Source organism: Streptomyces sp. NPDC051243, from assembly GCF_044455405.1.
Classification (GTDB): Bacteria; Actinomycetota; Actinomycetes; order Streptomycetales; family Streptomycetaceae; genus Streptomyces.
In genome coordinates, this window is sequence record NZ_JBITES010000015.1 from 26,342 (window position 1) to 45,492 (window position 19,151).

The 19,151-nt window shown below is 69.8% G+C and carries 15 protein-coding genes and 1 pseudogene; 7 read left to right on the forward strand and 9 right to left on the reverse strand.

Translation table 11 applies throughout. The features are described 5' to 3' along the window. Nucleotides 1-431: 431 nt before the first annotated feature. Nucleotides 432-728 carry a hypothetical protein gene (locus ACIBAG_RS33330; RefSeq protein ID WP_399110278.1) on the reverse strand — a complete coding sequence of 99 codons (297 nt, stop codon included), beginning with the start codon at nt 726-728 and terminating at the stop codon, nt 432-434. A gap of 280 nt (nt 729-1,008) precedes the next feature. On the opposite strand from ACIBAG_RS33330, the gene ACIBAG_RS33335 reads away from it, so the two are divergent. Then, entirely contained in the window at nt 1,009-2,022 is a 1,014-nt protein-coding gene (locus ACIBAG_RS33335; RefSeq protein ID WP_399110280.1) for a hypothetical protein, read from the forward strand. A gap of 118 nt (nt 2,023-2,140) precedes the next feature. On the opposite strand, the gene ACIBAG_RS33340 is transcribed toward ACIBAG_RS33335, so the two are convergent. Then, nucleotides 2,141-3,214 carry a zinc-dependent alcohol dehydrogenase family protein gene (locus ACIBAG_RS33340; RefSeq protein ID WP_399110282.1) on the reverse strand — a complete coding sequence of 358 codons (1,074 nt, stop codon included), beginning with the start codon at nt 3,212-3,214 and terminating at the stop codon, nt 2,141-2,143. Between the two features lie 227 nt (nt 3,215-3,441). Here ACIBAG_RS33340 and ACIBAG_RS33345 point away from each other — a divergent pair, with 227 nt between their 5' ends. The 3 genes from ACIBAG_RS33345 (at nt 3,442) to ACIBAG_RS33355 (ending at nt 5,787) form a co-directional block, all read left to right on the forward strand. Beyond that, on the forward strand, nt 3,442-4,095 hold the full coding sequence (locus ACIBAG_RS33345; RefSeq protein WP_399110584.1) for a DNA alkylation repair protein: 654 nt from the start codon (nt 3,442-3,444) through the stop codon (nt 4,093-4,095). A 250-nt stretch (nt 4,096-4,345) separates the two neighbouring features. Continuing rightward, complete coding sequence (locus ACIBAG_RS33350; protein WP_399110284.1) at nt 4,346-5,242, forward strand: LysR family transcriptional regulator; 897 nt, start codon at nt 4,346-4,348, stop codon at nt 5,240-5,242. A 122-nt stretch (nt 5,243-5,364) separates the two neighbouring features. Continuing rightward, nucleotides 5,365-5,787 (forward strand): CBS domain-containing protein, encoded by a 423-nt coding sequence (locus ACIBAG_RS33355; RefSeq protein ID WP_399110286.1) that lies wholly within the window; start codon nt 5,365-5,367, stop codon nt 5,785-5,787. A gap of 127 nt (nt 5,788-5,914) precedes the next feature. Here the strand turns inward: ACIBAG_RS33355 and ACIBAG_RS33360 are convergent, their stop codons facing one another. The 3 genes from ACIBAG_RS33360 to ACIBAG_RS33370 are packed head-to-tail and all read right to left on the reverse strand — an operon-like array spanning nt 5,915 to nt 8,161. Further along, nucleotides 5,915-6,724, reverse strand: coding sequence for a TIGR03943 family putative permease subunit (locus tag ACIBAG_RS33360; RefSeq protein ID WP_399110288.1), 810 nt, complete (start codon nt 6,722-6,724; stop codon nt 5,915-5,917). Then, on the reverse strand, nt 6,721-7,737 hold the full coding sequence (locus ACIBAG_RS33365) for a permease (protein WP_399110289.1): 1,017 nt from the start codon (nt 7,735-7,737) through the stop codon (nt 6,721-6,723). Before ACIBAG_RS33365 ends, ACIBAG_RS33360 begins: the two co-directional genes overlap by 4 nt. After that, nucleotides 7,703-8,161: a hypothetical protein gene (locus ACIBAG_RS33370; protein ID WP_399110291.1), complete on the reverse strand. Its 459-nt coding sequence runs from the start codon at nt 8,159-8,161 to the stop codon at nt 7,703-7,705. Before ACIBAG_RS33370 ends, ACIBAG_RS33365 begins: the two co-directional genes overlap by 35 nt. 185 nt (nt 8,162-8,346) lie before the next feature. Here ACIBAG_RS33370 and ACIBAG_RS33375 point away from each other — a divergent pair. Then, nucleotides 8,347-9,287, forward strand: a pseudogene (locus tag ACIBAG_RS33375) (AMP-binding protein); the annotation flags it as partial. Here ACIBAG_RS33375 and ACIBAG_RS33380 read toward each other — a convergent pair. After that, nucleotides 9,233-10,384: an RNA-binding protein gene (locus ACIBAG_RS33380; RefSeq protein WP_399110293.1), complete on the reverse strand. Its 1,152-nt coding sequence runs from the start codon at nt 10,382-10,384 to the stop codon at nt 9,233-9,235. The pseudogene ACIBAG_RS33375 and the gene ACIBAG_RS33380 sit on opposite strands and share 55 nt — an antisense overlap. Nucleotides 10,385-10,567: 183 nt before the next feature. Here ACIBAG_RS33380 and ACIBAG_RS33385 point away from each other — a divergent pair, with 183 nt between their 5' ends. Then, nucleotides 10,568-11,680, forward strand: coding sequence for a hypothetical protein (locus ACIBAG_RS33385; RefSeq protein WP_399110295.1), 1,113 nt, complete (start codon nt 10,568-10,570; stop codon nt 11,678-11,680). Nucleotides 11,681-11,967: 287 nt separating this feature from the next. Here ACIBAG_RS33385 and ACIBAG_RS33390 read toward each other — a convergent pair whose 3' ends face one another. Continuing rightward, on the reverse strand, nt 11,968-12,684 hold the full coding sequence (locus ACIBAG_RS33390) for a cellulase B precursor (RefSeq protein WP_399110297.1): 717 nt from the start codon (nt 12,682-12,684) through the stop codon (nt 11,968-11,970). 129 nt (nt 12,685-12,813) lie between these two features. Then, nucleotides 12,814-15,171 carry a xyloglucanase gene (locus tag ACIBAG_RS33395; RefSeq protein ID WP_399110298.1) on the reverse strand — a complete coding sequence of 786 codons (2,358 nt, stop codon included), beginning with the start codon at nt 15,169-15,171 and terminating at the stop codon, nt 12,814-12,816. A 908-nt stretch (nt 15,172-16,079) separates the two neighbouring features. On the opposite strand from ACIBAG_RS33395, the gene ACIBAG_RS33400 reads away from it, so the two are divergent. Beyond that, on the forward strand, nt 16,080-17,465 hold the full coding sequence (locus ACIBAG_RS33400) for a condensation protein (RefSeq protein WP_399110299.1): 1,386 nt from the start codon (nt 16,080-16,082) through the stop codon (nt 17,463-17,465). 323 nt (nt 17,466-17,788) lie between these two features. On the opposite strand, the gene ACIBAG_RS33405 is transcribed toward ACIBAG_RS33400, so the two are convergent. Then, on the reverse strand, nt 17,789-19,117 hold the full coding sequence (locus ACIBAG_RS33405) for a class I SAM-dependent RNA methyltransferase (protein WP_399110301.1): 1,329 nt from the start codon (nt 19,115-19,117) through the stop codon (nt 17,789-17,791). Nucleotides 19,118-19,151: the final 34 nt, after the last annotated feature.

Sequence of the window (19,151 nt, forward strand, 5' to 3'; positions counted from 1 at the left end):
CGGCTCATCCTGAACGCATCCGCGACAGCCGTGCGCGGACATGCCCGGGCGGGGGCCTGACCCACTGTCATGGATCAGACCCCCGCCCGGTTCTCCGAGGGGCAAACGGCCCGGCGGCCCCGGCATCGGCATGGCATCGCTCTGCGGCCAAGTCGGCACGGCTCGCCGGACACCGGTGCACTGCCGTCAGCGGGACCCATGGGCCCTATGGCACGGCCCGTCCTCCACCGGAGGGTCTCGCTCTGGGCCGCCGGTCCGCTCCCGCCGGCTGATCCCGTCGGTCAGCCTCCGTCGACATGCGGACGGCCGGCCGACCTCTGCAACAGGCGACCGCGGTTCCACACGGCCCACTGCTCATCCGGGATCCCCAAGTCCCACGCCGAGATCGTCACGGCACGGGACGTGGCGAGCTCCCCGTTCCACGCCACAGGCTAGAAGGCCTTGTTGCCGCAGCCCATCTCCGAACCGAGGTGGGTGGGTGCCTGCCCACCCGCGATGCCCTCACCGTTCAGAGCGTTGCCCAACGCGCCGTTCAGCACGCCCACCTGGCCGAGTACGTCGACGTTCAGGTCGTGCGACTTGCAGTTGGAGCTCTGAAGGACGCTGACCTTGTCCCCGCCCTTGCCGCCGTGTCCATCGAGGCCCTGAGCGGTGGCCGTTCCGGCGCTGATGAGTCCGACACTACCGAGGGCGACGACCAGGACGGCGGCCTTCCGAAGCTTGTGCATGTCATCTCCGATGGAGTGAGTGGGTGCGATCCGTGACAGATCGACTTCGTACAGTGAGAAAAGATTAATGGTAAAAGTCCCAATATATTCCCAGGCGCGCCGGGGCGCGCGGGCTGGCCTCGGAAGCGCGGCCATTCGCGCGACAACTCCCCGGGCGCCAAGACTTTCTGAGTCTGCGTCACTCGTACGTCGTCCGCCGCCCGTCCGCGTTCGGCGCCTGCGCCCTATTGTCTGAGGGCCCGTCACTCCCCCAGCGTCCGACAGCAAGGAGCGCCACGCCGTGAACGTCGAGGTTCCGCAGGAGATACGCGACACCGCCGCCCGGTTCGGGAGCGGCGCTCCCTACGCCCTGAAGGTCATCGCCGGACAACTGGCGCATGACCCGGACATGGGCCGACCCTCGGGGTTACCCGGCATCCTCACGGTGAGGGTCGACGGCGACCTGTTCGAGGACTGCCCCGACCTGGCCATCGGCTACATCCGCGAGCCCGACCGGATCCGGATCCGGTATCTGAACCGGGCTCGCTCGGCCGAGCCCGCCACTGACGCCCAGGGGCCGGACGACCAGGGGCCGGACGACCAGGGGCCGGACGACCAGGGGCCGGACGACCAGGGGCCGGACGGCCAGGGTTCAGGGCAGCCTGCCGATCCTGCCAGCGACGCGATCACCGTCCGGGAGATCGCCGACGCCTGGCATCGCATCACCGCCTGGCTCCGGCGCAACGCCCCCGATTCGCATGCCGCGCTCCGTGCGGGCGCAGGCTCGGCCGCCCTGGCCGCTCTGGAAGCCGACCTGGGCACTCCGCTGCCCCTCGAGCTCCGCGTCCTGTGGTCGCTGACCGCGGGTGACGACGGGGTCGACGGCGGGGGGTGCCTTCCGGGCAACCAGGCTCTGATGCGTCTGGACGATGTCGCCACCGTCCACCGGCGGTGGATGGGCTTCCAGGCCCACGAGGACACCCTCAATGCCCGCCGCCCCGAGGACGAGCGGATCACCGCGTGGAAGGCGACCTGGATCCCGTTTGTCGCCCGCGGCCCGGCTGACAGCGTCTCAGGCCTGTACCTCGACGCCGCGACCGGCTACCTGGGCCGCTGGTCCCGCTTCAACGACGACCCCGTCGAAGAACTCGACACACTGGTCACCTACCTGGAAGAGGCCGCCGACATGCTCGAAGCCCCGGCCCTCGCGACACGGGACAGCCCCGGCCTGGTCGACGGGGCGCTGGTGTGGCTCAGCGGAGTCGACCCCGCGCGGGAGGGCCGGTGGCAGCCCCTCGCGCAGGATCGTAGGTGAGCGTCCAGGATCAGGGGCCGTCAGCCCTTGGCGGCCGCGCCGACCCGAGAGACAGTGGAGACAGGAGCGGCACCGATCCCCCGCGGTGTCGCTCCGTACACACCCCCACGTCCCTTCGTCAGGCCGCGCCCACGGCGACGACCTCGTCGTGCCGCTCCTCGCCGAGCACGACCTTGAGCGCGCCGGTGTCGGCGGCGTGGGCGAAGACGTCGTACGCCTCCTCCATCTGGTTCAGCGGGAAGGTGTGGGTGACCAGCCGGGCGGTGGGCAGGCGGCCGGCGGCCGTCATACGCAGCAGGGTCGGGATCGAGTAGGTGTCGACCAGGCCGGTGGTGATGGTGACGTCCCTGCTCCACAGGTCCTCGAGGTGCAGGGTCGCGGGGGCGCCGTGCACACCGACGTTGGCGACGTGCCCGCCGGGCCGGACCGTGCGGGTGCACAGCTCGAAGCTCTCCGGGGCCCCGACCGCCTCGATGGCGACGTCCGCGCCGAGTCCGTCGGTGAGGTCGGCGACCAGCTCTTCCGGTGCCTCCGCGGCCTCGACCACCGCGTCGGCGCCCAGCTGCCGGGCGGCCTCCAGCCGGGCGGGAGCCAGGTCGACGGCGACGATCCGTTCGGGAGAGAACAGCCGGGCCGTGGCGACGGCCGCCAGTCCGACGGGACCGGCGCCGACGATCACGACGGTGTCGCCGGGACGGACATGCCCGTTGAGCACGCCGACCTCGTAGGCGGTGGGGAGGATGTCGGCCAGCAGGACGGCGTCCGCGCTGTGCAGGGCGCCCGGCAGGGGGTGCACGGACAGGTCCGCGCAGGGCACCCGGACGTACTCCGCCTGCGTGCCGTCGATCAGATGGCCGAGGATCCAGCCGCCACCGCCCCGGCACTGGCCGTACGTCCCCTGACGGCAGTACGCGCACCGCCCGCACGCGGTGATGCAGGAGACCAGCACCCGGTCCCCCGGCCGCACGGTCCGCACGTCGCCGCCGACCTCGACGATCTCGCCGACCGCCTCGTGGCCCAGCACGGTGCCGGTGCGCACCTCGGGCACGTCGCCCTTGAGGATCTGCAGGTCCGTCCCGCAGATGGTGACGACATCGACGCGCACGACCGCATCGGTGGGTTCCTTGACGGCCGGGTCCGGAACCTCTTCCCAGGCGGACCGGCCCGGGCCGTGGAACACATAGCCCTTCATGACGTTCCTCACCTCACTCGATGAGCTGCGGAGCCCGGCCCGGCGGCGCGGCCCCTCGCCAGTACGAGCCTGGCGCGGCCCCGCGCCGGAATCGCCCCGCACATCCAGCTTGACCTGACTGCCGCCGAGCCGGCAGGTACGACGGGCGGCGACGTCCTCGTAGGCTGAACCCCGCACGCGACGGACGGGAGGCTGCGGTGGCCGGGACCACGACGGTGGCCGAGGTGATGGCCGAGCTGGCCGCGCTCGAGGACCCGAAGGCACGCGCGGTGAACGAGAGACACGGTGACGATCACGGTGTGAACCTCGGCAAGCTGCGCGCCATCGCGAAGCGGCTGAAGACGCAGCAGGAACTCGCGTGCCGGCTCTGGGAGACGGGTGACACCGCGGCCAGGCTGCTGGCGCTGCTGATCTGCCGCCCGAAGGCGTTCGGGCGTGCCGAGCTGGACGCCATGCTGCGCGAGGCGCGCACGCCCAAGGTGCACGACTGGCTCGTGAACTACGTCGTGAAGAAGAGTCCGCACGCCGAGGAACTGCGCCTGGCCTGGTCCGCCGATCCGGACCCGGTGGTCGCGAGCGCCGGCTGGGCGCTGACCACCGAACGCGTGGCGAAGAAGCCCGAGGGCCTCGACCTCGCGGGGCTGCTCGATGTGATCGAGGCGGAGATGAAGGACGCCCCGGATCGCCTGCAGTGGGCCATGAACCACTGCCTGGCCCAGATCGGCATCGAGCATGCCGAGCACCGCGACCGTGCCGTCGACATCGGGGAGCGCCTGCAGGTCCTCAAGGACTACCCGACCTCACCGGGCTGCACGTCCCCGTTCGCGCCCGTCTGGATCTCCGAGATGGTGCGCCGGCAGCAGGGCGGGACAGTGGCCTGATCGGCCGACGCGGCCGCACGGGGACGAGCGGCCACGCGTCGGGCAGCGACCCCGTGAGGTGCTCCCACGCCCTGTGCTGCACCTGTTCACCTGTTCACCTGTTCACCGACGATGCCGAACTCCGTGATGACCGCGCCGCAGCACCCGTCCAATAGCTGCTGATTATGCTGGACCAGCAGGATCCCCACCGTAGGCACAGGGAGACAGGCCCGGCAGGGGACATCAGTGAATGCAGCGATAAGGCATGGCTATGAGCGATCGCCTGAATCCCGAAGGACTCCGCTACGCGCAGGCGGTCGCCGAGACCAAGTCGTTCAGCGCGGCCGCCCGCGCTTACGGAGTCACCCAGCCCGCGCTGTCGAACGGCATCGCCAAGCTGGAGGAGCGCCTCGGCGCCAAGCTCTTCGACCGATCGCCGCGCGGCGTGACCCAGACCGCCTTCGGCGCCCGGATCCTGCCGTTGATCGAGCGCGCGCTGGACGCGCTGGACGCCGTCGCGGCGGAGGCCAGGCGGCTGACCGAACCGGGCGAGCAGAAGATCCGCATGGGCCTCTCGCCGCTGATCGGCTCGCGCCTGGTCGCCCGGGCCTTCAGCATGGTCCAGGACCTTCCCACGCCACGCGACCTCGTGCTGCGTGAGGCGAACATGCAGGACCTGCGCGAATGCCTGCTGGCCGGCCGACTCGACATCATCCTGATCCCGGCCGTGGCCGCCATGCCACGCTTCGAGCACCGGGTCATCGACGTCGAGCCCATCGTCGTCGTCACCCCCGATTCCGCGGAGGCGGCTCCGCTCGAACTCCAGGACGCGGGCAAGGAGCAGTTCATCCTCGTCCCCGACACCTGCGGCCTGACCACCTTCACCACCCAACTCTTCCAGGCCAACGACATGATCCTGCACGCGTATCCGGGAGAGGCCGCCGGCTACCAGGTCCTGGAGGACTGGACGAAGCTGGGCCTGGGCTCGGCCATGGTTCCGCGCTCCAAGCTCACCTCGCCCGACGTCCCCCACCGGCCGCTGATGAACGAGGGCCGGGAGGTACAGATCTCCTTCGAAGCGGTCTGGAGCGCCGACGCCCCGCTCGCCGCGGATCTGCTCCGCCTCGCCGACAGCCTCGCGGCCGCCCGGCGTCAGACCGCGCGTTGACGATGTCGACGCACCCGGAGGTGAGGCGTCGACGAGGACGTGGGAGTCGGTCACCTGCGGGTACTCGGTGGCTGCAAGGCGGTGAGGAGCACCGCCGCACCAGCTATGGAGGGATGATCCCCATGACCCGACATGTCCGCGACGTCATGACGACCGACCTGGCGACCGTCGAACCGCAGACCCCTGTGACGGCGGTGGCCCGGATGATGCGAGACGAGGACATCGGCGCCGTTCTGGTCACCGAGGGCGATGAACTACGCGGACTGGTCAGTGACCGTGACCTCGTGGTTCGCGCGGTGGCCGAGGGCGGCGACCTGGCCCGGACGACCGTGGCCAACGCATGCAGCGAGGACCTGGTCACCGTCGGGCCCGACGACGACCTGGCCCGTGCGGTGCACGTGATGCGTGAGCATTCCGTGCGGCGTGTACCGGTCGTCGACGAAGGACATCACGCGGTGGGCATCGTCTCCATCGGCGACCTGGCCATCGAGCGTGATCCCGATTCGGCTCTCGGTGACATCAGCGCCGCGGAGCCCAACCGGTGAACCAACCTGACAATGTGCTCGGTCAGCCGGACCGGCCTACGCCTGGACGTGCCACCAGGTGAGGCGGAGGTCCGGCTGACGCTCGCATGCGGTCCGGGCCGGGCGGTGCCCAGCCCGCTACGTGTGCTCAGCCGAGCGGAAGCGCGTCCATGTAGCTGTTCGAGGGGCGCTCCACCTCGTTCACGGTACGGACGTCGAGGGCGACCTCCGCGGAGCTCGTACCCAGGGTGCCGCCGGGGTGCCAGACACCCGTCACCGACACCCAGGTGTCCGCCTTCGGCGCCGCGACTCCGTACACCCGCACCTTCACCGACTGGACGTCCGCGGCACAGCAGCTGATCAGCAATCGGGTCAGATACCAGCTGCCGTCCTCCCCGGCGGGCGTGACAAAGCCCGTCATCTCCACGGTCCTCCCCTCGATCGCCCGGGTACGGTCCTGCTGCACGCGCCGGGTGAAATCGCCCAGGGTGATCGGGAGGGGCGAGGTCGCGGGCAAGGGATCGAAGTCCTCGTCCCGCGCGTCCTGCGTTTCCGTGTCGACAACCCTGGGCTCTTCCCGGGCCGCCGTGTACGCGCCGAGCGCCGGCGGGGCGTAGAAGAGGAGGCTCAGGGCGGGAAGGAAGAGCAACCAGGCGACGCGGGGCGGCGGGTGGGCTTCGTGGTGCCCGGGCGGTGTGTCGGCTTCGTGGTGTCGGGACGGCTTGTCGGCTTCTTGCTGTGGGGGCGGCTGGTGCGCTTCGTGGTGTCGTTTGCTCCGGCTCCGGTACGCAGCCCTGGCCTCCGCCAGCCCCAGCGCCAGCAGGACGACTCCGGAGGCGATCAGCAGCGGACGCATTCCCGGCTTCACGTACCGCAGGAACAGGTCGGTGAAGAGGGACGCCTGCAGCAGGCCGAGGCCGCTGAGGACGAGCAGGACCATCTGTACGGGCCGTTTCACAGCAGCACTCCTCCGATCAGCACGCTGCACACGATCGCCACCACTGCCGTCGCGGCGGAGAAGCGCACCGCGAACGCCCGCCCGAACGTGCCCGCCTGCAGGGCGATCAGCTTCACGTCGACCATCGGGCCGACCACCATGAACGTCAGCCGCGCGACCGGCGAGAAGCCGGACAGCGACGCCGCCACGAACGCGTCCGCCTCCGAGCAGACCGCGAGGAGAATGGCCAGCGCGGCCAGGAAGAGCACCGACATCCACGCGGAGTCGGCGAACGTGGCGACGACCGAGGGCGGCACAGCGACGTTGAAAGTGGCCGCCGCGAGCGCGCCCACCACGAGGAAGCCGCCGGCGTGGAGGAAGTCGTGCTGGAAGCCGCTGCGGAACTCGGCCCAGCGGCTGCGCCCCGGCTGGTGCCCGGTGTGCCGTACGGCCGGCCGCAGCCACTCCTCCTTGCCCAGCCAGAGCCACAACCAGCCCATCGCGGCGGCGGCCAGGAGAGAGGCCAGCAGCCGGGCCAGCACCATCTCGGGTCGGCCGGGGAAGGCGACAGCCGTGGCGGTCAGCACGATCGGGTTGACGGCCGGGGCCGACAGCAGGAACGCGAAGGCGGCGGCGGGCGTGACCCCGCGTCCGATCAGGCTGTTCGCAACCGGCACGGACGCGCACTCACAGCCCGGCAGCACCACCCCCGCGGCCCCGGCGACCGGCACCGCCAGCGCCGGCCGCTTCGGCAGCAGCCGGGTGAACACCGACGCCGGCACGAAGGCGTTGATGGCCCCGGACATCGCCGTGCCCAGCAGCAGGAACGGCACCGCCTGCACGACCACCGAGAGCGCGACCGTCCGCCAGGCCTGTATCGCAGGCAACTCCGCCGACCGCCCCACGAGGTAGAGCACCGCACCGGGCACAACGGCGGCACCCAGCAGCAGGAGCGGCCAGTGCCGCGGCCAGCCGGGGCCCGCCCGCACGATGGGCGCCTCAGCCTCTCGGACCCGTTCCTGTGTCTCCCGCATCCCCGCCCCGACGCATCACATGTTGTTCACAAGTTCGGATCAACATATCGGTCCCGAGTGCAGGTCCCCACATCGCAGGCCGAGGTCGGCCGACCACTGCTGCCCGGCCTCTGCCGACGAGGCCGGGCAGCGTTCCGTGCGGGTGCGGCCCGGATGACCGAGCGGCTTCCGCGCATTCCTTGTCCCGGTCGGCGCCCGCCGTGACCTGCTCGGCCGAGCGGTGCTTGCCGGTGGCCTCGCGGCCGGGCAGGACCGCGATGACGATCATGGTGCCGGCGGCCATGATGATCGCGCCGATGAGGCTGGTCTGGGCGATGGCGTGGGCGAAGGACTCGTGGACCGCGTCCACCAGAGCCTGGGCCTGCCGGGCAACGCCGTTCGGGTTCTTCGCGACCTGCTCGGCGACCGCGAGGCCGCCGCCCATCGAGTCCTTGGCGGTGTCCATCCATCGCGGTGCCCGGGAGAAGGCCGCCGACCAGGTCGGCCAGCTTGTCCTTTTGTCCTTGTAGGACGTGGCGAGGAGCGAGCCGAGGATGGCGAAACCCAGGGAGGCGCCGAGTTCCAGTGCGGTGCCGTTGGCGCCGCCGCCGACGCCCAGTTCGGACTCGGGGCCTGCCGTGGCCGTCGAGGGCGTACTCCTCGCTGGTGGTCCCGTGGGAGGACGCGGCCACCCGCGCCGAGGAACTCCTCTGCACGCCGGTGCCGTTCGACCAGCCCCTGTGGGTCGTCTCCTCTGGTACACCACCACGCACTGGATGATGTGGAACCTGGTCGCCTCGACCCTGCTGACCGGCGCGACGACGTGTACGTACGACGGCAGCCCGGCGCCCTTCGCCAAGCTCGACGTCCTGTGGGAACTGGCCGCCCGCCACCGGGTCACCGTCTTCGGTACCAGCCCCCAGTACCTGCTGGGCACGGCCAACTTCGGCATCGACCCCTCCGGGCACGACCTGTCGTCGATCCGCGTGGTCGGCTGCACCGGCTCGGCCCTGCCGGCCTCCGCCCACCCCTGGGTCCGCGACCATGTGGGGGAACGGGTGCTCCTGGCCTCCATCAGCGTGAGCTGGTCGTCAACCGCCCCATGCCGTCGATGCCGCTGTAATTCGTGAACGACCCCGACGGCACCCGCTACCGCGACGCCTACTTCTCCTCCTACCCGGGCATCTGGCGGCACGGTGACTGGATCACCCTCACGGGGCATGGCTCGGTGATCGTCCACGGCCGCTCCGACAGCACGCTCAACCGCAACGGCGTCCGCCTGGGCAGCGCCGACATCCACGACGTCGTCGAACGCCTCCCCGAGATCACCGAAGCCCTCGTCATCGGCGCGGAGGAACCCGACGGCGGCTACTGGATGCCGCTCTTCGTGGTCCCGGCCGCGGAAGTGACCCTGGACGACGCCCTGCGCGAGAGGATCAAGGAGGCCATCCGCACCGGGGCCTCCCCCCGTCCGGGTCGTCAACCCCGCCGCCGTAGACAACCCGGACCTCATCGACTACTTCGCACGCCTGGGATCCGAGCGCCGCTGCCGCAGGACCGCCGGGACATGAGAAAGCCGGCCGCGCTGCTGCGCTGCCGCAGCGAGCAGCCGCAGCAGCGCCGGGCTCGGATTCCGTGGCTGAGACAGGCCGGTCGAAGCGCTCACCCTTGGGGCTGACGAAGTGCCCAGTCGCGATCGCCCGGCGTCGGCTCGGTTCGCCAACGAGCCCGTAGGACCCCGTCGTTGTCGGGCATCACAGCAGTGCACAGCGGCACACGTTCGCCCGCATACACGGACAGGAGCGCGGCGGCATGAGCACGGGATATCCGGGCGGTCATCGGGGAACTCGTCCTCGTCGGCGATGGCGCTGCGGATGATGCCCTCGTCGTCCTGCCACACGCCTTCCACGAGGCCATCAGCGGGCAGGGCGCTCAGGACGGCGTCGATGTCGGTGGACAGGGACGGCCAGACGGCGAGACGGGCCCGCGGAGCCAGTCCGACGCGCACGGCGTCGATGGTGTCGTCGGTGAGGTGGTGCCATCGTGAGGCACCTTCGAGATACGTCTCTTCCAGGATTCCTGCACGGCCGGTGACGACTGCCCTGTGCAGGTCGGCCCAGAAGTCGTCATCGCCGGGCCGCTGGACGACCTGCTCCTCCTCGTCCTCGAAGGCGTACGGGGAGGCGTCCAAGCGTACGGGGAACAGTCCGAGCTCCCGGGTGTGGGCCAACGCTTCCTCGCAAGGCCGGCTGCTGCTGATGTAGAGGTACTGGTCCCATCCCACATGGACCGCGAACGTGCCTTCCACCTCCAGCCGGCACCAGGCGCCGTTGTCGCGCAACATGGCGCGCACCAGCTGCAGCCCGATGTCGAGCGGTACTTCCGCCCCGTCGTGAAAACCTGCAGGGCCGGCAGGGAAGAGCCCGTCCAACCCGAAGCCGTCCACCGCAGGCTCCGCACCGAAGTGCACGAAGGACGGGATCTGGGGTTCCCGTACGGCCAGGTGATCGACGCCGGTGTCCCCGGCGAAGGCCGCGACCGCCCGGAGATAGGACGCCTCGACCTCGCCGTGATCGCTGACGGTGTCCTCACTCCCGGTGTAGTGCCCGTGTTCGTCACGGTCGGCGGGGTCGTACTTGGTGACGCAGTAGACGTAGGGGAGCTGCACCGCCCCATCATCCGCCGGCAGCCGAGCCGGTCGCGACCGGGGAGAGAGAGAACAGGCCCGCGCGGGGACCCCTCCCGGCCACCCGCGTATAGAACGGTCCGAAGACCACAGGCCCTACGGCGGGGGCCGGTGACTTCTCCTGCGTCTGACAGGAGTCACGCATGCACGGGGAGGCAGCGAACTGTGACCCGCTCAACCACTCGGCTCGGAGCAGCCGGTCTGGTGACCTTGCTGGCGCTGTCGGTCGGCTGCACGTCGTCCGCGGACGTTTCCTCGCAGGAAGACGCAGCACCGCCGTCCGCTTCCGCACGAGTACCGGTCATCACGACGGCACAGGCCCGGCAGGTCTTCGAGCAGTTCGACCGTGGAAGCGCCGCCGCCGACGCCGCGTTGGACGACTCGGCCGTCCGCAAGGTGCAGGCCGGAGTTCTGCTCAAGGAGTCGCTTGCCGTATACCGGCTCTACCGCGAGGCGAAGATCGGGGGCAGCGCCACTCACTTCACGAAGCCCCGATATCTCATCCCGGCGGTCAAGGACCCGAACAGGTATCCGCGGTTCTTCGCCGTGACCAGCAAAAAGGAGGGGGAGGAGGACGACCGCAGCTCGGTGATCTTCTACTTCGTCCAGCCGGAGGCGGACGCGCCGTGGAAGGCCACCGCGGACACCTTCGCAGTGACCGAACCCGTCAAGGAGTCCGCAGCCTCGGAAGCATCACCGACTCCTGCACCAGCCGAGAGCGAAGAGGGCCTCGTGTCTGTGGAACCGAAGCAACTCCCCGACGTACACCGCGACGCCTCGGGAGCAGTACGGCTCTCACCGGCCGAGGCGTCAGACCGCTCGGCATGCAACGATTTCGCCGACTACCTCAGCTTCACACTGCCGCACGGACGCCCGGTCGATGCCCGCTTCACGGCAGGCGGGTTCACGAGCGGCGTCGTCCGGCACTACAACGCATGGGCGAGCGACAGCCTCACCCGGCGCTTCAGCACCAGGACAACAGGCACACCACTCCCCGTCTTCCGCCTCGTCACGGGAAGTTCCCTCGTCGCGTGCCAGTTCGTCCAGGAGTACCACGCGGAGGGAAGGACGCCGTCGGACACGATGCAGTTCGACGAAGGCTCGGACATCGACGCGCTACTCGGCGGTGGAGGCGAGAGCTGGCGCAAGGTTGACGTGGTGTACAGCATGACCGCGCTGATCGAGGTACCCCCGGCCAAGTCGGCCGCCGCCACAGTCCTCGCCTGCGACTGCTACGACCCTCAGCCGCTCTCAGCGACCGGCGTCCGCCCCGGCTGACACGCTGCGGCGACACTCCGGCGTTCCGGACGGTGTTGCCCCGATTGCACTCCAGAGGCCTTACGGCGTGCGGCTCGCGACTGGTTCTCACCGGTGATGCGTCATGCGGTTTTCCTAGGGCGAGCCCGCCCAGGCGGTCAGTGATGCAGCGTGTGGTCCTGACGATGCCGCCCTGTGGGGAGGCGGGCGCTGCTCCCGGGCCGCCCGACCCTCCGTACGAAGAGTCGGGCGGTACTTTCCGGCAGAGGGCGGCCGGTCACCGGTCCGCCCTTCTGCGTGGGACGGCGTCAGAAGCCCACGGCGCCCCAGGAGTGAGCGGTGTAGTCACCCGGCCCGAATTCCCAGCCGGCCATGACGCTGTTGAGGTAGTGGTCGTTGGTGTAGAGGCCCTTGTTGAGGCCGTAGTTGAAGAACGGGGTGAGGCTGCCGGACCACCAGCCGGACCTGCTCCTGTCCAGGAAGCTGAGGGTGTGGTCGCCGTTCGGCCAGTGGTAGTCGTAGATGTCCCAGCTGCGACCGGCCAGGCTGACGTTGGTCACGGTCGGGATGGCGTTGCCGTTCCCGTCGTAGCGGTCTGCCAACGGCTGGGTGTTGGACCAGTTGAGCCAGATCATCAGCTCGGTCTTGGAGTTGCGGTTGTTCGGCTCGGGGTAGGGGTCGATGAAGATGTCGTACGTGGCGTTGTAGCGCGAGCCGGACTTCGGCCACGCCGACTGGCTGAACCACGTGTTGTTGTTGGGGTTTACGGCGCCGATCTTCTTGGGGAGTGTGGTCACCGGGGACGACCAGCCCCAGTCCTTGCCGTTGACCATGGCGACGAAGCCGGTGCCGGTCGGGGAGTTCACACCCCAGGAGTTGTCGTTGGCGTACCACGTCGAGGCGTTGCCGCCGGTCGAGTAGTGCTTGAACCAGTACGTCTGTGACGCTGCCAGTGCCGAGTTCGGCAGGGTGAAGACGAGAGCCAGAGCCGCGAGAAGCGCGGCCCAGCCGATACGGAATTTCATCAGCCCTCCGGAATGTGTGCTGAGTGGGGGGATCACACAGGAGAGGAGAGGTCGGTCGTCCTGCCTTGACGGCAGGGCTACGTCCGTCTCCCCTTCGGGACGGCGGGTGCGGATCGCGGTGACCGGGAGTCAGACCTCACTCGGGTCGCCGTAGATGACTCCGCGTCCGTTGGTCCCGAAGTAGACGCGGCCGTGGACCCGGGGGTCTCCGGTCATGGTGTTGCCGGTCCAGGCGTACTGGTGGCGGTCGTCATTGATGCGGGTCCAGGTCCGGCCCGCGTCGTCGGAACGGAAGATGCCGCGCACGCCGTGGATCTTGGAGCTGGTGTAGACGGCGGGGTACGTGGCGCCGGGCGCGGCCTTGCCGAATCCGACGACGTCGCCCTCGTCCACCGCCTCGAACCTGGTGAAGGACGTTCCGGAGTCGGTCGACCGCCACAGCCCGTACGGCGTGGGGGTGGTGGGCTTGTCGGTGCCGCCGGCCAGCCAGATGTCGCCCTCGTGGCCCGGTACCGGCTTGAACCGGACGTTCCCCGCGGTGGGCAGACCGGTCGCCGCCGTGGCCTCGAAGCTCTGGCCGCCGTCCGTGCTGAGGTAGAAGACGCCGGAGTCGTAGGCGTAGAACTTCGCCGGGTTCACCCGGTCGGAGCGTACGGCGGCCCCGGCCGGCAGCCCCTTCGACGCCGTCCAGGTCGCTCCGTGGTCGTCGGACCAGCTGACCGGCGCACCGGCCGGGGACCAGACGATCCGTCTGCCGTCGGCGCTGATGGCGACGGCCTGGTCCTCGACTCCGGGCCCGGTGACACCGGCCGGCTCACTGCGCGACGGCGTCCAGGTGTCGCCGCTGTCGGTGGAGACGGCGAAGTGCTGCGTCCAACCGCTGGTGGGGTGGCCGACCCGCACGATGGTGTGGGGCGCCAGCTCCGCGTAGTCCAGGGCCGGGGTGCCGCCGAAGGTCGGGCTGTCGTACATCTTCGGCGCCTTGCGGAAATCCTTGTGCCGGAAGCCGCCGACATCGCCCACGCCGGAGAAGAGGTGCGCCGCGCCCACGGGCGGGCTGATCACGCACATGACGGCGGTTTCCTCCAGCCCCTGGGCCCGCACGGACAGGTGCACCGTGCCGCCGCTGTCCCAGTCGGTCAGGTTGTCCGCGCCGTAGATCGTCGCTCCGGTTCCGTACATGAAGTGGTCGGAATCGAAGGGGTCGATCTGGACGGACTCCATCATCCAGCCCAGCTTGGGGGCCATCTCGGGCAACGACGGCGAGGCGTTCCAGGTCAGCCAGGGGGCGGCGGAGATGTCGATGTCGTAGCGCAGGGTGCGCTCGGAGTTCGGGCCCAGGTCCCACGCGCGGGTCCAGCTCGCGCCGCCGTCGGTGGAACGGAAGAGGATGCAGTCGGGGTACCACTTGACCTGGGTGGACACCATCAGGATGTTCGGGTTCTGCCGGTCGATGGTCAGTCCGCTGTAGCCGTACTGGTTGTCGTCGCTGGTGGACGGGACCGGGCTGATGCGGGTCCAGGTGACGGTGGCGGTGTCCAGCTTCCACACGTCGCCCTTGGAGCCGTCGTAGGGGCCGGCGGTGTTGCTGGTCGCCAGATACAGGCAGCCGCCGACGTGGTCGAAGACCGCGTGGTGCGGGATGAAGCCGGTGGGCTGCCCGGGGACGCGTTCCCAGGTCGCTCCCGCGTCGGTCGACCGGTAGAGGATGTTGTCCTTGTCGGCGACCGTGACATAGATGGTCCGGGTGGCCTTCCCCGCTCTGCCGGTGCGCTTGTCGAAGACGACTTGCAGCACGCCCAGGTTGTCGCCGTTGTAGCCGTCGGGGTCGGAAGGGTCGATGACGAAGTTGCCCGCGTTGGGGAAGCTCGTCACCTTCGCGAACGTCTTGCCGTGGTCGGTGCTGCGCCACAGCCCGTGGCCCCCGCGCACTCCCAGGTAGAGGATCCTGTTGCGGTTGGGGTCGATCACCAGCCGCTCGCCGATGCCCCGGCCGGGCATGTTGCCGCCCAGCCGGAACGGCAGCGGGGTGGTCTTCCAGGTGCGGCCGCGGTCGGTCGAGCGCAGGATCGCCGCCATGCTCGGGTCCCATTCGGGCATGGTGTAGGTGCCCGCCGCCAGGTAGACGCGGTCGGGGTCGACCTCGTCGGTGGCGATGCTGATGATGCCGGTGTGTCCGTACTCGTCCCAGCCGATCCAGTCGGTGAGGGGAATCCACCGCCGGGACGCCGTGTCGAGGCGGTAGGCGCCGCCGATGTCGGTACGGGCGTACACCAGTCCGGGTTCGCGCTGGTTGAAGACGATGCCCGTGACGAAGCCGCCGCCGACTATTTCCGCGTTGCGGAAGGTGTAGGGCGTGCGTCTGACCTTCCCGGCCGCGCGGGTGGTCGCGACGGAGGCAGTGGAGGGGGCGAGCACGGGGAGTGCGGCCGCGGCCGTCCCGGCGGCCAGCAGCCCTCGGCGGGAGAGGTGCGGGGCATGGGTCATGACGGGTCCTTGCCTTTCGGGTGCGCGGGAAAAGTCAGGTAACCCGGCTCCGTGACCGCTCCGTTGGGGAGTCCGACGGACGCGATGTCCGGATTGCCGACCGGGCTGGGCCGTGGGCGGGCAGCGCGGCGGTCAGGTCTTTTCGTGCTGCTCAGGACAGCTCGGCCGTTCGTCTCGAGGCTCATGCCGTTTGCCGCCCTTCGTTTTCGAGAGATCCGACCGGCGGCCGGCCGACGCTGAGTCGTCCGAGGGTGAGTCCGCACTGGCGGTGAAAGCGGCGTCGATGCGCTTCGACGTTTCGGTGAGACTAAGACCGTGTTTCCGGGCGCGACAACGGGCCGTCCAGGTCACTTTTCGATAACAGGCGCGGCCAAGGGTGATTGACCGCTCCGGCCTCCATACGGCTTTGATCGAGGTGAACCGGCCTCTGGGCGCACTCTCGGAGAGGAACGTCAGCGCTCGAAGAACGGCTTGCTGCGGCTGGACGACCTGTGATGGACACGGGGCTCAGCTCGAGACAGAAATCGAAGCGCTTCGATACCCCCACAGGGAAATCACGGAAAGCCGTACGCCGCCCCCGCCCGGGTGGAGATCGGTGGGATGCGGTGAAGCCCGGCGGGACAAGGTGACAACCGGTCCGACAAACCGGTCTGACACGGTGACGGCCGGACGCGGGTGCAACGGTCTGCCGCTGCCGCATTCCATGCCTTCCGAGCATTGACGCACGCGGTCCGCGTGAACCTATCCTCTGCCTGAAGATGGGGCGCCCGCGCTCCGGCCGCGTCGTCGTACCGCCGTACGGCGTGGGGAATCGGGGGCCTCCACCACGCCGTCCGGTCGGCGTACTTGCGGCACGCACTACGAGACGTGGCGCGCCGCCGACGTAGCGGAGGAGGGCCGGGGCGGGTATGCGACAGATCGCGCGCCATGACGTCGTCTTCGTCGCCGGCACCGCTGGAGAGCACGAACTGACGTGGTCGCAGAAGGCCCATGAACGCGAGGGATGCCACCCCCGTCTGCACGGACCCCGCAACAGGAACGTACGGATGGGGCGGGCACTCGACGGCACGCCCGACATGGCCGCGGTGTTGCACGCCTTCGCCGTGGTCATGGCCCACTTCGAGGCGCTGCGCACGCTGTATCCACCTGACGCGGACGGGCACCCGCGCGCGGTCGTCGTGGCCTCCGGGGTGCTCCAGGTCGACGAGTACGCCTGCGACGCCCCGGCGACCTACGACGAGCTGAGCGCCTTCACCTTCCGGCTGGCCGAGCCCGGATTCGCTCCGGACGACCTGCCGTTGCGGGCCGCCGTCGTCACAGCGGACGGCAGGCCCATCCACATCGCGCTGTCATTGCATCACTTCTCGGCGGACACGACGGCCGCCCGGATCCTGGCCGAACGCATCGCCCGACTGGCCGCCGATCCGCGCACCGACCTCGGTTCGGGGTGGCAGCCGCGGCAGATCGCGAGCTTCGAAGCCAGTCCCTCGGGGCTGCGGCACGCCCATCGTGTCGACACCCATGACCGGGCCATGCTCCGTCAGTCCGTCATGCCCGAACTCCACGCGCCCGCGAGCCGCGACGGGGACGCCGTCTACAACTTCGTATGCCTCGACTCGTCGGCGGTCACGCTCGCGGCAGCCTCTCTGGCGAAGAGATACCGGACATCCGTGGCCGCCGTCCTGCAAGCCGCGTACGCGTGCGCGCTCGCCGAGCACCTCGGCATCGGCAACTGCGTGTTCAACACCGTGATGGCCAATCGGCAGACCACCTTAGCCCGCGAGGCGGTGGCCCATATCGCCGGCAGGGTCCTCGTCCCGGTCGACACGTCCCTCGGCAGCGACCGGTTCCCGGCGCTGTGCCGGGCCGTCGACGCGACGCTCGTCAGGTCCTCCTCCGTCAGCCTGCGGGAGCCCGACCGCTACGCCCGATCCCTGGCCGAGGTCTCCGCCGAACTGGGCCGCTCCGCCCACAACCCGTACGTGGTCAACATCCGCCCCATAGCGCCCCGCACGCTGATCCGAGCTCGCGCGGACAGGGCACAGCAGGACATCGAGCGAGCCATGGAATCGAGCCGTTACAGACGATTCCCCAAACCCGTCGACCCGTACTCCGGAAAGCTCTGCTTCGATGTGTGGGGGATGTCCGAGACGGCCGGAATCAGTCTCGGGACTGATGCGACGTCGTTCGACGCGACGGATCTCGAACAGATACTCCTCTCCTTCGAGAGGCGGCTGGTCGGAGCCGCGATCGGCGGTCACGCCGCACGGAGCGGCTCCTTCACCGACACCTAGAGACGCGGCGGGCTGCGGATGGCCGACGCCGAGTTCCGGCTCGGCCTGGTGGAACCGGGTCGGACCGGAGCCGGGGCACTGCTGCGTTCGCAACCCCGCACTCCGTCAAGGCAGCGCCCCACGGTGTGGGAGTCACCGAGGCGGCAGATCTCGCAAGACGCGACCGGCACATCAAGCAAACCTCTGGGAGTCAGCACCGCTCGCGGGAAGCCCCGTCATGCCTGGCCGTCCGCGGTGGGCTACCAGGCATGACGAGGTTTCAGCACGAGCGTCACCTGAGCGTCAAGAGGCAGAAGGAGCCATCCAGTTGGCGAACCCGAAGGTCAGGAACCCTTGGCCACCGGCTCCAGAATCGCCACGCACTCCACATGATGAGTCATCGGAAACAGATCGAACGCCCGCAACATCCGCACCCGATACCCCCCATCCCGGAAGTACCCCAAATCCCGAGCCAACGCCGCCGGATCGCAAGCCACATAGGCGATCCTCCGCGCCCCCAGCGCCGCCAGATGCGCCACGGTCTTGCGGCCCGCCCCGGCCCGCGGCGGGTCCAGGACGATCAGGTCCACCTCGGTGATTCCCGTACGCGGCAGCACCGCCTCGACCTTGCCCTGCTCGATCCGCACCCGGTCGAAGTCGGCCAGGTTGTGCCGCGCGTCCTCCACCGCCCGCTTGCCGGACTCGATGCCGAGGACCGCGCCCTTCTCGCCGAGCCGGTCGGCGAGGGCGCCCGCGAAGAGGCCCACGCCGCAGTACAGGTCGAGGGCCATCTCGCCCTTGCGTGGCAGCAGGCCCTGCATGACCGCCGTCACCAGCGTGTCCGCTGCCTTCGGATGGACCTGCCAGAAGCCGCCGCTGCCGACCCGGTACGTGCGGCCGTCGGCGCGCTCGCGGACGAAGGGACGGCCGTGCACCCGATGTGTCCCGCCGTCCTTCTCGCCGACCCGCATCACCGACACCGGCCTGTCGAGCTCGACGATCGGCAGGCGGGCGCCCGGTCGGGGCGTCAGGATCACCTGCCGGTCCTGCGACCCCGTCGCCGCGATGGCCTCGACCGACGCCATGCCCGTCCAGTCCCGCTTCTCGATGCCCAGCTCGCTGACACCCTCCGCGGCGATCATGCAGTGATCGATCGGCTCGACCTCGTGCGAGCGGTGCCGGCGCAGTCCCGCATGGCCGTCCGCGTCGACCGCGTACTGCACCCGGGTCCGCCACTGCGGCACCTGCCCGGCCGGCAGCTTGTCGCCCTCGGCCGGCATCACCGTGCCGTCCCACCCGACGTCCTCCGGAGTCAGCCCCGCGAGCCGGTGCAGCTGCTCGGCGATGACCTCGCCCTTCATCCGGCGCTGCGCCCCGGGCTTGGCGTGCTGCCAGTCGCAGCCGCCGCAGCGGCCGGGCCCGGCGAAGGGGCAAGGGGCCTCGATGCGGTCCTTCGAGGCCGACAGGACCTCGACCGCGTCGGCGCGCAGGAAGCGATCGCCCTCCTCACCCTCGGTCACCCGGGCCACGACCCGCTCGCCGGGCAGCGTGTGCCGGACGAACAGCACCTGGCCCGCCTCGGTGCGGGCGATGCAGTGCCCGCCGTGGGCGACGGGGCCGATCTCGACCTCGTACTCCTCCCCCACCAGCGACTTCTTCGGTTCTGCCTGCATGGTGGGGTGACTCCAGATCGAGAAACGGTACGGC